This is a genomic window from Arcobacter sp. LA11 (assembly GCF_001895145.1).
Lineage (GTDB): Bacteria > Campylobacterota > Campylobacteria > Campylobacterales > Arcobacteraceae > Halarcobacter.
This window is the reverse complement of sequence record NZ_BDIR01000008.1, coordinates 96,158-110,070: the sequence shown is the minus strand read 5'-3', so window position 1 is coordinate 110,070 and position 13,913 is coordinate 96,158. Positions and strand designations below refer to the sequence as shown.

At 26.1% G+C, this 13,913-nt stretch carries 14 protein-coding genes; 3 read left to right on the top strand and 11 right to left on the bottom strand.

Annotated features, from left to right (window positions below; genetic code table 11):
* Positions 1-25 precede the first annotated feature (25 nt).
* Positions 26-631 (top strand): hypothetical protein, encoded by a 606-nt coding sequence (locus BT997_RS10365; protein ID WP_072681824.1) that lies wholly within the window; start codon positions 26-28, stop codon positions 629-631.
* Here the strand turns inward: BT997_RS10365 and BT997_RS10360 are convergent.
* Genes BT997_RS10360 through arsS form a run of 7 tightly spaced genes read right to left on the bottom strand, consistent with a single transcriptional unit; the run spans position 618 to position 7,985 of the window.
* Positions 618-1,802 (bottom strand): HAMP domain-containing sensor histidine kinase, encoded by a 1,185-nt coding sequence (locus BT997_RS10360; protein ID WP_072681823.1) that lies wholly within the window; start codon positions 1,800-1,802, stop codon positions 618-620. The two genes, BT997_RS10365 and BT997_RS10360, sit on opposite strands and share 14 nt — an antisense overlap.
* Positions 1,795-2,454, bottom strand: a complete 660-nt coding sequence (locus tag BT997_RS10355) for a response regulator transcription factor (RefSeq protein ID WP_072681822.1) — start codon at positions 2,452-2,454, stop codon at positions 1,795-1,797. Before BT997_RS10355 ends, BT997_RS10360 begins: the two co-directional genes overlap by 8 nt.
* Positions 2,435-3,136, bottom strand: a complete 702-nt coding sequence (locus BT997_RS10350) for a TVP38/TMEM64 family protein (protein WP_072681821.1) — start codon at positions 3,134-3,136, stop codon at positions 2,435-2,437. Before BT997_RS10350 ends, BT997_RS10355 begins: the two co-directional genes overlap by 20 nt.
* Before the next feature lie 2 nt (positions 3,137-3,138).
* Positions 3,139-4,566: an NAD(P)/FAD-dependent oxidoreductase gene (locus BT997_RS10345; RefSeq protein WP_072681820.1), complete on the bottom strand. Its 1,428-nt coding sequence runs from the start codon at positions 4,564-4,566 to the stop codon at positions 3,139-3,141.
* A complete protein-coding gene (locus BT997_RS10340; RefSeq protein ID WP_072681819.1) occupies positions 4,548-5,213 on the bottom strand; it encodes a TIGR04282 family arsenosugar biosynthesis glycosyltransferase in 666 nt (221 codons plus the stop codon). Before BT997_RS10340 ends, BT997_RS10345 begins: the two co-directional genes overlap by 19 nt.
* Entirely contained in the window at positions 5,206-5,883 is a 678-nt protein-coding gene (locus BT997_RS10335; protein ID WP_072681818.1) for a DUF3047 domain-containing protein, read from the bottom strand. Before BT997_RS10335 ends, BT997_RS10340 begins: the two co-directional genes overlap by 8 nt.
* Positions 5,868-7,985, bottom strand: a complete 2,118-nt coding sequence (gene arsS, locus BT997_RS15360) for an arsenosugar biosynthesis radical SAM (seleno)protein ArsS (protein ID WP_083568680.1) — start codon at positions 7,983-7,985, stop codon at positions 5,868-5,870. Before arsS ends, BT997_RS10335 begins: the two co-directional genes overlap by 16 nt.
* A 93-nt stretch (positions 7,986-8,078) precedes the next feature.
* On the opposite strand from arsS, the gene BT997_RS10320 reads away from it, so the two are divergent.
* Positions 8,079-8,750 carry a TIGR04283 family arsenosugar biosynthesis glycosyltransferase gene (locus BT997_RS10320; protein ID WP_072681817.1) on the top strand — a complete coding sequence of 224 codons (672 nt, stop codon included), beginning with the start codon at positions 8,079-8,081 and terminating at the stop codon, positions 8,748-8,750.
* On the opposite strand, the gene bluB is transcribed toward BT997_RS10320, so the two are convergent.
* Positions 8,747-9,400: a 5,6-dimethylbenzimidazole synthase gene (bluB, locus tag BT997_RS10315; RefSeq protein WP_072681816.1), complete on the bottom strand. Its 654-nt coding sequence runs from the start codon at positions 9,398-9,400 to the stop codon at positions 8,747-8,749. The genes BT997_RS10320 and bluB overlap by 4 nt on opposite strands.
* Before the next feature lie 89 nt (positions 9,401-9,489).
* Here bluB and msrA point away from each other — a divergent pair, with 89 nt between their 5' ends.
* A complete protein-coding gene (gene msrA, locus BT997_RS10310) occupies positions 9,490-10,068 on the top strand; it encodes a peptide-methionine (S)-S-oxide reductase MsrA (protein ID WP_072681815.1) in 579 nt (192 codons plus the stop codon).
* A gap of 1 nt (position 10,069) precedes the next feature.
* Here the strand turns inward: msrA and BT997_RS10305 are convergent, their stop codons facing one another.
* The 3 genes from BT997_RS10305 to BT997_RS10295 form a co-directional block, all read right to left on the bottom strand.
* Complete coding sequence (locus BT997_RS10305) at positions 10,070-10,678, bottom strand: class II aldolase/adducin family protein (RefSeq protein WP_072681814.1); 609 nt, start codon at positions 10,676-10,678, stop codon at positions 10,070-10,072.
* Between the two features lie 49 nt (positions 10,679-10,727).
* Positions 10,728-12,596 carry a response regulator gene (locus BT997_RS10300; RefSeq protein ID WP_072681813.1) on the bottom strand — a complete coding sequence of 623 codons (1,869 nt, stop codon included), beginning with the start codon at positions 12,594-12,596 and terminating at the stop codon, positions 10,728-10,730.
* Positions 12,597-12,686: 90 nt separating this feature from the next.
* Positions 12,687-13,907, bottom strand: a complete 1,221-nt coding sequence (locus BT997_RS10295; RefSeq protein WP_072681812.1) for a diguanylate cyclase — start codon at positions 13,905-13,907, stop codon at positions 12,687-12,689.
* Positions 13,908-13,913: the final 6 nt, after the last annotated feature.

The window sequence follows — 13,913 nt, the reverse complement described above, 5'->3', positions numbered from 1 at the left end:
CATTCAAATATAAAAAGGTGTATTTATGAAACTAGAATATACAGGACCAAAAGAGATAGTTTCTCCTCATGGAATAAGCTTTAAAAACGGAAAAGATGATAAATATGTGTATATATATCCTGCAATGCAAATATACAATGCAATTCACCATAATTATGAAAAAGGAGTTATCTATACTCACAATATAGATGGCAAAAGATTAAATGATGATGAGATATTAAATACTATACTTAATTTAAAAACCAATTTAAAAGAAACTTGTGAAAAAGAAGTTTCTTTATTAGAAAATTTTTTAGATAAAGAGATAGAAGACATTAAAGAAGATGATAAATTAACAGAAGAAGAAAAGTTAGTTTATAAAAACAATCTAATAATCATGAAAAAATATAAACTTCAAAGAGAAACAAATAAAATCATTTATAATCATCTAATTGAAATTATTGTTGATGATATTTTTGAGCATAAATTAAAAGAATTAAATACACCATTCAACGAAAGATTTTGGCATATACTACAATCAATTCAAGGAGAGTTGTCAAACCATGAGAAAAGATCAATTGGCTCACAGCTTGACACTATTCATAAAGAGAATATTTCTATATCATTAAAAATAAACTCTATTGGGAAGTAACAACAATATTAGTAAAATCGATTGAGAAAGTTGAACCCTCATCGATTTTAGAAATAAGGCCTAGTTTCAATTTATAATCAAAACAAATACGTTTTACAATATCTAATCCTATTCCAAAACCACCTTCTATGTTACTACCACTTTTAACTCTTTTATATCTTTTAAATATCTCTTTTTGATCATTCTCACTTATACCTATTCCAAAATCTTGTACTGCAAAAACTGAATCTTTTAAAGAAACTTTTATAATAGAGTTTGGGTTACTATATTTAATTGCATTTGATATTATATTATTAACAACTTTTTGAGTTTTTGTTCTATCCATTAAAATCTTACATGGTTCAACAGCACACTCCAAAGTAATATTTTTTGTAACTGAAATATCATTAAAATACTCAACACTATCACAAACAAGTTCATCAAGATTGAATGTCTCTTCTACACTATCATGCATAGTATCAAAAGCAGAAAAATGAATATCATTATAAATTTGAGAAATTTGTTTAGAACTACTCATAATATACTTCATCATCTTATCTGGTTTCTTACCTTTTTTTAGCATACTAACAGAGGTCATTAAAACAGATACTGGAGTATTTAATTCATGGGCAGAATCTTTTATAAAGTTATCCATATGCTCTACTTTTTCCCTTACAGGTTTTAATAAAATTTTTGCTAAAAAATACGCAATAAAACCTACAAAAATAGCACTAAGAAGAAGAGCAATAACTACATATACTTTTAAACTATCTCTATCTTCAATACCTTGGCAAGTCTCTATAACAATATATTTAATAGGAATTTTTGGGTCATTAAGTTTTTCAATATAAAAATGATAAATATCACTTTCATAAAATTTCTTTTCTAAATCTACAAAATCTACACCATCAATATATGAATAAATTAATTTTTTATCTTCATCAAATAATGCATATCTTAACACATCTTTCTCTAGCTTTTTTGGTACAAATTTCTGATGATGCATATAAGAATTTAAGATATCCGTTTTTATCTGCATTGAAGCATTACCAAGGGTCATATTACATGTATTTTCTAAACTTTCTACTTCATCTTGATAATAGAAATATAATAAAATACCAATAAGTAATAATGCAGAGCCTATATAAATTGATAAAAAACTTACTAAGGCTTTTCTTTCACTTTTATTCAAACTTATATCCTATACCTCTAATTGTTTGGATTCTATCTTTTCCAAGAAGTTCTCTTAAATTTTTAATATAAACTCTAATTGTTGCATCAGTTGGCATCTCTTCGTATGCCCAGATATTTTGTAATAATTCGTCACTAGATACAACTCTACTTTTATGTTTACAAAAATATTTTAAAATATCTCTCTCTTTTTGAGCTAAATGTTTAGTCTCATTATCAACTACTAATTGGCAAGATTCAGGGATAAATTTTATATTTTCACCTATCTCAACATCATCTGATTGTTCAATTAAAAAATGTTTACATAATTTCATAATTCTTTGATCTAATTCTTCTAAATCAAAAGGTTTTTTAATATAATCATCAACTCCACTTTCAAAAGATTCTTTTAAATGTTTTGTATCTTGATAAGCTGTTAATACAATTGCTGGAGTTTGATTCTTATAATCTTCTCGTATAGTTTTTAAAACTTCAATTCCAGTCATAATAGGTGTATTAATATCTAATAACGCTAAATCAAAAACTTCATCAATTAAATATTCTAAAGCATCTTGTCCATTAGTTGCTAAAGTAACTTTATATCCTTTGTCAGTTAAGTGATCATCCAACAAGTCATTTAAAGCTGGATCATCTTCAAGTAACAATATCTTCATTACTTATTTCCTTTCTTCTATTTTTAAATTTTTTTACAATAACTGGTACTAATGTTAAAAGTCCTAAAAGTATGAATGCAAACAAAATATCTTTAGTAAAAATATCCCCCAAAGAATTAATATTTGCTAACTGACTTCCAGCATATGTATAAACAAATGAACCAGGAATAATTCCAAGTGAAGTTGTGATGATAAATGTTTTTAAATCAACTTTTGTAACTCCACATAAAAAGTTTACTAAGAAAAATGGGAAAATAGGTAGAAATCTCAAACTAAATAAATATTGATATTTACTATTTTCTAATTCTGTATTAAATTTTTCTAATTGCTTTTCATATTTTGATTGTACCTTTTTTCCAATTATATATCGCGCAAGTAAAAAAGCAGCTACTGCTCCTAGTGTTGCTCCAATATTTACAAATACAGTCCCAACAAGTGCACCAAATAAAAATCCACCTGAAAGAGTCAATACTGTAGCAATAGGAATTAAAAAAGCAACAGATACTATATACGTAAGAATAAATATAACTACAGTTAAAGCATAATTTTCATTTACAAAAGTAGTTAATACATCTTTTTGAGCTTTTAAATTCTCAAAAGTAAAATATGAATCCAAATCAAAAAATTTAATTAGACCAATGATTAAAACAAATACAAGAACTATTATAATTTTACTTTTCATAACTAACTCCCTGTAACTATCGATTTAATTTTTTTTAAAAACTTTAAAAACTTGTTATTTAGTAATTTATTAATATAAAACTGTTTTGAAGGTTGTTTTATAATATCTGCATAAGTAGGATATAAATATACCATTTTTGATAACTTATCAAATGAGATATTAAAAGTTTTAGCCAATTGTAGTTGATGAATTAATTCCCCAGCTCTAGATCCTAAAATAGAAGCTCCAACAATTTTACCGCTATTTAATACACTAACTTTTATAAGCCCTATTTTGTCCACATCAGTATACCCTCTATCTGAATTTTTATATTCAAATTTATAAGTTTTCACTTCATCTTTGTATTTTTCATCTGCTTCTTTTGGTCTTAATCCAATTTGAGCTAACTCAGGGTCACTATATACACACCATCCAATATTTTCATAAGAGATTTTTTTCTTAATTGGCAAACCAATATTTGAAGCAGAAACAATAGCTTCTTGTTCTGCTATATGTGTAAATTTATACTTTGTAGAAACATCTCCAATTGCATAAATGTTTTCATTTGATGTTTGAAGGTATTCATTTACTTTTATTCCCTTCTTATCATAATTTACATTTGCATTTGATAGGTCTAAATCCACATTTGGGGCACGTCCAGTTGCAATTAAAATTTCATTTGCACTTACTTTTTTTTCTTCACCATTTTGTTTAATATAAATTGATTTTTCTGTATCATCTTCGCTTGCTTTTACAAACTCTACATTGTTAATAAAATCAATACCCTCTTTTTGCAATTGTTCTAATAAAATATTACTAAGCTCTTCATCATTCTCTTTTAAAATACCTTCACTTCGTGAAAGAATAGTTACTTTTGAACCTAAACGATTAAAAGCTGTTGCCATTTCAACACCAATGGCTCCTGTTCCAATTACAATTAAAGATTGGGGAATTGCTTCTTGTAAAAATATATTTTCATTTGTTAAATATGATATATCTTTTAATCCAGTTATATTAGGAATATCTGCCCTTGCACCAGTAGCAATTATAAATTTATTTGAATAATATATTTTTCCATCTACATTAATCTCATTTGCATTTATAAAAGTAGCATTCCCTTCTATAATATTAACCCCTGCTTCTTCAAATATTTCAGGTGTTTCATGGGAATAAATTTCTGCAACAACACTTCTTACATGTTCTAATACATTTGAAGTATTTATTGATATATCATTTGAAGAAAGTCCATATTTAGAAATATTTTTAGTATCATAATAAGCTTTTGCAGATTTTAAAAGAGTTTTTGAAGGGACACATCCACTATGGGTACAATCTCCTCCAAGTTTAGCTCTTTCTACTATTGCAGTTTTCTTTCCAAAAGCAACTAAAATCTTTGAAGCAACTAATCCAGCTGGTCCTCCACCTATAATTATTACATCAAACTTCTCCATGATTTCCTCTTTTCTAAAAATTTTATTGTTTCTGAGGTTTTAAAAAAACTATTTGAATACTCTTTAAAAAAGCTATTCAAGTCATCTAAAACATCAATGTCATTCAAACTATGAAGTAAATTTACCTGTTTTTCGTGTAGCTTTTGTAAAGTCTCTTCTAATACATTTTCTGTACTCCAAGAAATATTTTTAAATACCTCATCATAAAATTTTTGTTTAGAAAAAGCAATTAGATAATAACCTCCATCTAAAGAAGGGCCTAAAACAATATCATTAGTATCAAGTTTCAAAAAAGATTCATTTATAATTTCATTTGATATATGAGGAGTATCACTTCCTATTAAGACAATTTTTTCATAGCCATTTTCAAATTGAGTTTGAAATGCATTTTGCATTTTTACTCCTAAATCTCCATGGGATTGTAAGAAATTGTTAAAATCACCAAACTCTTTATTTATCAAATCTAATTTAGGATAAGCACAGAGTTTAAAATCAAACTCTGATACTTTTAAAGTGCTAATTAAATCACGAACAAAACATTTATACAAATCTAAAGTGAATTCTTCATCGCAATCTTTTGATAATCTTGTTTTTACAAAACCTAATTTAGGTTCCTTTACAAACATGATTACTAAATTTTTATTCATTACTTACTTCAATAAAATCTATATAAGACAATGATGATTCTCCTGTATTATCAGAATCAGTCATTATTGCTAAAGTAACATTATTAGGAGGATTTTCACCAAAAGCTTTTTTATAATCTGCTAAAACATCCACAGTATGTGTTTGCCATTTGTTTAAGTTTATATCAGAATTATTTAAAATAATCATTTTTGCCCTATTGGTATAAGCGCTTGTAATTATATTCTTATCTTGTATCTTATTTGACCAAATATAATTTATAGTACTATGAGGAGGATACTCTCCATAAATAGACTTTGCTAAATCATATTTTATTTGATCAAAAAAACCTGCTTTATCTGGATCATATTCAAACATCACATATATACGAATAGGATAATCATCACCATCTTTTCTTGTAGCATCACCTTTTTTATATACATTGTTTACTTTCCATTTAAAAGAAAGTTTTGGATATTTAAAAATATCATAGTTTTTTTTGAACTTTATACCAGAAGCTGAAGCATTACTTTTTGCAACTAAAACAGAATCTTTTATTTCATAAGTTGAATGCTTTTCAATCTTTTCAAATAATAAAGGTTCCCAATTTTCTAAAGAGTTAAAGTCCTCTTTTAATAAAACTTGTGCATTTAATGTAAATACAGCAAAAATAAAAATTAACAACAACCGCATGATAAATCCTTTTCATTTTCTGATTCTTTTTCATATTCATTGGCTAATGTAGCACAACCCTTAAACTCACCAAAGTGAATATCTGTATTTCCAATAATTTCAAAATAATCTTTATATCTAGTCTTACTTAACATATCCGCTGTATTTTTACATACATGCTCAGGCCTATTTATTTCAAACAAATGATTTGAGTCTAATTGAAACTCTAATTCACTCTCTTTAATTCCACCTTTATATATAGCAAACTGTCCATAATCTTCACAAACACTATCTAAGTCTTCTATTTTCCATAATCTATAAGTAATTGAATAAAATTTAGTTTTGCCTATAATTTTCTTCATCTTTTCATCTGTTATTTCTATCTCTTTTGAAGTAACCATACGAGGTTCTGTAAATCCAGCTTCAATAGCAAACCTTACAAAATCATTTGCATATAAAGCTCCACCTAAACACTCTCCATGTAATACTTTATCTTTTTTAATATGTTCAGGTAATCTTCTATTTGAGTAAACATCAGAGAAATAAAACTCTCCTCCGTATTTTAGAAGTTTAAATACTTTTCTTAAAATATCTCTTTTATCCTCAAGTAAATTAATAACACAATTTGAAGTAACTATATCTATAGACTCTTCTTCAAAATGTTTATCTATATTTTCTATATAATCATGTACAAAATTTGTATTTACTTTACAAAACTCAAATCTTTTAGTTTGTGCTTCTTGATGTTTTTTTGCCACATTAATTTGATTTTCAGTCATATCTATACCATGTACAAATCCGCTTTGACCTGCAAGCTTTGAAAGAATATAAACATCTCTTCCACTTCCACACCCTAAATCAAGCATTGTTTGATTTTCAAGAACTAAAGGCATAGGAGAACCACAGCCATAATACTTATCTTTTATCTCATCTACTATATATGGTAATGTATCTCGTACTCGCTTGGGAATCATATCTAAAGTACAACAGGCAGTTGTTTTTAAATCCTCACTTGAGCTTAAAACCTCTCCGTAATACTCTTTTGCATTGTCCTTAGCATCAAATTCTTCTGTGCATTTTGCTTCATCATCTGAACATGAACTCTCAACACAGCATGAACTTACTTCTTCAACTTTTTCATCTGAACATGAAGTCTCAGAACAACAAGAACTAGCCTCCTCATCTTTTTCATTGGGAATAACTTCCCCATGACATGAACTTCCACTATTAACTGTACAGGCATAACAGTGTGAATCAAAACTAATTTCTGGTTTAAAATTATTAAAATCTATTTCCCAAAAAGGAGTATTTTCATATCCTTTTACTCTAGTTTCTAATGCAAGATTAAAATCACAATCATAAATAAAACCTTGATAATCAATAGATAAAACTCTTTTACACATTACATTACATAAAGTACTTTCATTATATTTACTTTTCAATGTATCCATATATTCATCTAAAAGATTATGTTTTTTCAAATCAAATTTAAATCTTTTGATAGGCATATTAACTATAGTAGCAAGAGAGTTAAATTCAACATCAAACTTATCTTTTAATATTGTTTTATACTCTTGTTGTAATTGAGCTTGAGGAGCAGGAAGATACGTTCCAACAGGATTATATACTAAATCTAATTGTAAATCACCTTTACCATAACCCATATCATTTAGTTTTTTTAGTAAAACTATTGTTTCATCATAAACACCAGCTCCTCTTTGCTGTGTTGTTCCATCTTCAAAAACAGAAGGTAAAGAAGCTATTACTTTTACATTAAATTTTTTATATACTTCTAAAAAATGTTTATATTTCTCATCATTTAAAACTGTTAAACTAGTTCTTACAACTAAGTTTTTCCCTGCTTTATTTAACCTTGTAAGGAATGTTAAAAAACTTTCATTCATCTCTGGAGTTCCACCAGTAAATTCTATAGTTTGTATATCAAGTTTTTCAATCTTTTCAATAATTTTATTTGCAGTTAATATATCCATATTTTTGTCACCCTTAGGACTTGCTCCTATATGACAGTGAGTACAAGTAAGATTACACATATTTCCAATATTTATTTGTATTAAATCAAATTTATCTTTTAAAACTTGCCTATGCTCCCAAAAATTACCCATTTGTAAACCTTTATTTAAATATTTTTATAATCTATTATGATAGAATAATTCCGTTTAGTTAATGTGTATTAAACTGTATAAAAGGAAACAAATATCAATATTTCAATTATTATTCCAGTATTTAATGAATCAAATATCAATTTATTTTTAGAAAAACTATTTAAACATGATATGAAAAATAATGAAATTATTATTGTAGATGGAAATGATAGTTCAACAATCAAACTTATAAAAAATGAACAAGTAATAAAAACCAACTCTATAAAAGGTAGAGCAAATCAAATGAATAAAGGTGCAAGTTTAGCATCAAAAGATATATTACTTTTTTTACATGCAGATACTATACTTCCTAAAAATGCATTTGATATTATTTCTACTATCTTAGAAAATAAAAATATCCAAGCAGGTGCTTTTGACTTAAGTTTTGATTCAAATAGATTTATCCTAAGTATTATCGCAAAAGTAGCTTCTTGGCGTTCAAGAATCACAAAAGTACCATATGGAGACCAAGCTATATTTATAAGAAAAAATATATTTGAAAAAATAAAAGGCTATGAAAACATCTCACTTATGGAAGATGTAAATTTAATGCAAAAACTAAAAAAAGAGAATCTAAATATTAAAATATCTAAACAAAAAGTAATCACAAGCGCAAGAAAATGGGAAAATAAAGGAATAATCTACACAACCCTAAGAAATTGGATTTTAATATCTTTATATTATTGTGGTGTAAATCCTAATAAACTTACAAAATTTTATACTTAGTTTTCTTTCTTATTCCATTTATCATAATGAACTAACTGATCTAAAGGTATTCGTGAAGTCCACCCTGCTTTCTCTAACTCTGGTTTATCATGAAAGTAATCAACTTTTCCAATACAAAGATAAGCTATAGGAACTATATCCTCTGGAATATCTAATATCTCTTTTAATACATCATGATGAATAATACTAACCCAACCAACTCCAAGATTTTCAGCCCTTGCTGCAATCCATAAAGTTTGCACCGCACATACTGCACTATATAAATCCATATCTAAATTTGCAGTTCTTCCAAGTACTGTTTCACCAGCTCTATTTCTATTACAAGTAATACAAATACCTACAGGAGCTTCTAAAATACCTTCTAGTTTTAAACTCTTATAAATTTTTTGTCTTTCATCTTTAAACATAAGTTTTGCTTCTTCATTAGCTTGCTCAAATCCATCTTTTATTTGCTCTTTAACCTTTTTATCACGAACTACTATAAAATCCCAAGGTTGCATAAAGCCAACACTTGGAGCATGATGGGCAGCATCTAAAATTCTATTAATCACTTCATCATCTATATCTTCTGTTTTAAATTCACTTCTAGTATCTCTTCTATTATATATAGTTTTATATACAGCTTTTTTTTCTTCTTCAGTTATATTCATTTAATTTCTTAATTTAATTTTTTTGTATTATATCTAAATAGTTACTACACAGTATAATAATATAATCAAGAAAAATCAAAGGGATACTTATGCGTAAATATTTTTTACTTCTATTTATAGGAATTGGTTTATTGCTTGCTAGTTCAATGGATAAAGAGATTAAAATAGAAAAACCTATGGATAAAAACTTAAAAGCTGCATATTTTGCAGGAGGCTGTTTTTGGGGTGTTGAACACCATTTTGAAAAGAAAAAAGGTGTAAAAGATGCAATCAGTGGATATATGGGTGGTTGGGTAAAAAATCCAGGATATTATGATGTTGTAAAAGGTAAAACAGGGCATGTAGAAACTGTAAAGGTTGTTTATGATCCAAAAATTGTAACATTTGAAGAGCTTACAAAACTATTTTTTGAAATTCATGACCCAGAACAAAGAGATGGGCAAGGTCCAGATATTGGAAGTCAATATCTTTCAGGAATTTTTTATCACAATGAAGAAGAGAAAAATACTGCACAAGGTGTAATAGATATTTTGACAAAAAAAGGTTATGACGTAGCTACGTCACTTGTAGAAGTTAATCCATTTTATATTGCAGAAGGCTTTCACCAAGACTATTATGCTAGAACGGGGAAAACACCTTATTGTCATATTTATAAAAAAATATTTTAATCTATTTTAGTAACTTTTTAATAATCTCATAAAGAGTCTTTTCGGCATCTTTTAGAGATTTACCAAAAGTTACTATTCCTTCAAAATGACCCTTCATAACAAAAGCATTATTTAAAAAAGGGTCAATATTTTTGTAAATATTTTTAACATCTTCAACCATCTCAGGTGTTCCATATGGCGTATCATTTGTACTTAAATAATTGTTTTTTAACATATAATCCCAAATCTTTTCATTATGAATATGAATTACAGCTTTTATATCTGGGTCTAAATTATATATACAAGCATGAGTTATAGCTTCAGAACTTGGACGGCTTGGTCCCATTGCATATGTCCTAAATTTTTTAAAATCTACTTTTTTAACAAAAGAGTAATAACTAGGAGTTAATTTGGGTAACTCTCCTGTTTGAGTAGAGGTAATTACAAAAGAGTTTTTCTTTTTGTATCTTACAGATATATTACCAAAGCCTATTCCATTACTATAAGCTCCTATAAGGCCTAAAGAAAAGAGTCTTGCTCTAACATTTTCAATTTTTTTACACTCTTTTATCGCAATATCATCTGTTTGATTATATTTTAATGAATACTTTACAACACCTTCATCTATCATAAAAAACCTTCACTTTGTAATTCTATTTAAAAAAGACAATATTACTGAATTATAAATTATAGAACTCTTTCTCACTAATATAATTTCTTAAGGCAATATATTCAACTACTTCATTTCTTACATTTAATATTGGCATCACATAACTATCTACATAATAAGCAGAACCATCTTTTCTTTTATTTTTAATCTGCCCATGCCATATTTGTTTTTTCTCTTTTATAGTGTCCCAAACTTCTGTAAAAACTTCAGTTGGCATATCATGATGTCTTACTATATTATGAGACTGTCCCAAAAGCTCCTCTTCTGTATATCCAGAGATTTTACAAAAAGTTTCATTTACATAAGTAATTTGACCTTCTAAATCTGTTTTAGACACAATAGAAGCTTTATCAACTATTAACTTGTACTCATTTAATAATTGTTGTTGACTTTTTATTTGATGTATTTTTCTATGATAATCAACCCAAAGGTCCACTTTTAAAATAAACTCTTCTGCTAATAAAGGTTTTGATAAAACTTCCGATGCTCCATTTTTAAAAGCATCTCTATTTGTAGAAGATTTTTTTACTGAAGATAATAAAATTATAGGCAATTCTTTATAACTGTTTTTAATTAAATTTAATGTTTCAAAACAACTTTCACCTAATAAATCTAAATCAATTATTACTAAATCTACTTTTCTATCTTTTAAAAAAGACAATCCATCAGTTATTGAATATTTTATTGTTACATTATAATTACGAGGAATAAGAAGATCACAAATATGGTCACAAACTAGCTTCGAAGAATCCACAACTAGTACATTGTTTAAACTATCATTATTTTCAATATTAAAAATTGTTTTGTATAAAGTATAAGCTAAATATTGAGTGTTTCTACTTTTTTCTACATAGTCTAAAACACCTTGTAAATATAAGTACTCTTTTAGATGAATATCTGAATCAGCAGTTAAAACAATAATTCTCGAATCTGAAATACTTTTTATACTATTCAATAGATCTATTCCGTCTTTATCTGGCAAATGTAGATTTAAAATAATATAATCATAAGTATTTTCTTCTATTAGCTTTTTTGAATCATTGTAAGTCAAACTACAATCACATTCTAAACTAAAACCTTTTAACTCTTTTTTTAAAGTGTTACTTATCTCTATAGAATCTTCTATTAGCAATAACTTTTTATTTTTAACTTTATTTTCTTCATCTAATTCAGTTTGATATATTAATTCACCACTAAAAAAGTTTATTTTATATCCGTATCCACTTAAATTTTTTATTATATCTGAGTAGGTTTTTTTTCTAATAATTCTTATAGTTGTTCTTAAACTATCAATAGAAACATCTTTGACCTTACCTAATACACTTTGAATTTGATGATAAGGAACATAGTTATTTTTGTTTTTCAATAATAATTCTATTAATTGTCTTTCTTGAGTATTCAAAGGAACAATTATTTTATTTCTATCTAATAATTCTTTTGTATCAATATTGTAAACAAAGCCCTCACCTAAAATAAATTTATTTAATGGCTTGTCATTTGCAAAACTATTTTTAACTTCAATTAAAGATATTATTTTTTCAAAAACAAAATTGTTCTTTTCTAAATAGTTAGAAATACCTAAATTTATACATTTAAGTAGATTTTCACTTTCAAAATTATTTGTAACAATAACTATTTTTAATTTAGAATCTTTTTTCTTCAAATTTTGTATTAAGTTTATTATATTTTTATCTTCTAAAATTATATTACAAATTAAAATATTTGGTTTATGGTATTGGTACTTAAAAACAGCTTCTTCTTCATTTTTTGCCCAAGATATTTCATATCTATTATTCAAAAAAAGATCAACTAATTTAGTTCCAAACTTTTCATCACTTTCTAGATACAAAATATTATTACTTATAAATTCGTTTAACACTTTTTTCCATCCTACACATTTAAATTAAATAAATTATATCCATATAAAAAATTATTTTATCCTATAAAAAATACTAAATAGCTTAATATATTATATTCTTTCATACTCTATAATTTGGTTTCTCCCTCTCTCTTTTGCAGTATATAAAGCACTATCTGCCTGTTCTAGTACTATTATAAATTCAGAACCTTTTTCTGCTTTTGCATATCCTATTGAAGTTGTAATATTTATTTTTTTCTCTTGAAAAATAAATTTATTTTCTTCAATAGATTTTCTTATTTTTTCTAATTTCTTTTCCAAAATATTTTTATCAATATCTTTAATAATTAGAATAAATTCTTCTCCTCCATATCTACACAAAATATCATCATTTCTTGAGTAAGAATTTAAGATAATAGAAAACTCTTTTAATATTAAATCTCCACAAGTATGACCATATAAATCATTTACTTTCTTAAAATAATCAATATCAAAAAATATAATATAATAATCACTAGATACAAACTCACTTATATCTATATTCTTTAGGTAATGTCTATTATAAAGGCCTGTAAGAGAATCTGTCATAGCATAATCTGTTGCGATTTTTTGAGTATGAGTTACTAAGAGCTTTGTTTTTTTATAAATTAAATATAATAAAGTACCAATTAACATAATTACCACAAGAATATAGATTAATTCTCTTTTAAAAAAGCTATCTACTTTATTATTTATATTCTCTGTAGGAATCTTAATACTTATAATTCCTCTTAAATCACCAAGTTTATAATTGTATGCTAAATCATCATATTTTTCTTTTATTATAGGAAGAACATTCTCTTTTTTTCCATGACATTTTAAACAATATTGTTCAATATTTATTCTTGTTGCAAATTGATAATATTGTTTTCCATTTTCATTGTATTTCTCAAAATATTCAATATCATCATTTTTATTAAAAAACTCTATTGCCTTTTGCTCTTCTTTATCTGCTTTATTATTTTTGTTTCTAGGTCTATCAGAAACACTTTTTATATAATATTTTTGTTGATTTTTAAAATTTTCAGGAATTAAAGAAGATGCATGTGCAGGTATAAAACCAAGAGTTTTTTCATTTAACTCCAATCCACTTTTAAATAATTGCTTTTGATAAATATCCTTCATAGATATTATATAGTCGTTTAATACCCGTGCTTCTGCTTTTATATCTTTTTCAAAAGAGTCATTAAGTTCTTTATAAAAATGAAAACTTTTTAAAATAAGAAATATACTAAGAAAAATAATTGATAATACAAATGTATTTAAGAGTTTAGGTATTCCACTAAAAAGCAACAGGCT

Excerpts from the sequence above, each read along its gene's own strand:
- arsS (WP_083568680.1), bottom strand. The coding sequence starts at position 7,985 with ATGGGTAATTTTTGGGAGCATAGGCAAGTTTTAAAAGATAAATTTGAT.
- BT997_RS10305 (WP_072681814.1), bottom strand. The coding sequence starts at position 10,678 with ATGATAGATGAAGGTGTTGTAAAGTATTCATTAAAATATAATCAAACA.
- BT997_RS10345 (WP_072681820.1), bottom strand. The coding sequence starts at position 4,566 with ATGGAGAAGTTTGATGTAATAATTATAGGTGGAGGACCAGCTGGATTA.
- msrA (WP_072681815.1), top strand. The coding sequence starts at position 9,490 with ATGCGTAAATATTTTTTACTTCTATTTATAGGAATTGGTTTATTGCTT.
- BT997_RS10365 (WP_072681824.1), top strand. The coding sequence starts at position 26 with ATGAAACTAGAATATACAGGACCAAAAGAGATAGTTTCTCCTCATGGA.
- BT997_RS10355 (WP_072681822.1), bottom strand. The coding sequence starts at position 2,454 with ATGAAGATATTGTTACTTGAAGATGATCCAGCTTTAAATGACTTGTTG.
- BT997_RS10335 (WP_072681818.1), bottom strand. The coding sequence starts at position 5,883 with ATGCGGTTGTTGTTAATTTTTATTTTTGCTGTATTTACATTAAATGCA.
- BT997_RS10350 (WP_072681821.1), bottom strand. The coding sequence starts at position 3,136 with ATGAAAAGTAAAATTATAATAGTTCTTGTATTTGTTTTAATCATTGGT.
- BT997_RS10340 (WP_072681819.1), bottom strand. The coding sequence starts at position 5,213 with ATGAATAAAAATTTAGTAATCATGTTTGTAAAGGAACCTAAATTAGGT.
- bluB (WP_072681816.1), bottom strand. The coding sequence starts at position 9,400 with ATGAATATAACTGAAGAAGAAAAAAAAGCTGTATATAAAACTATATAT.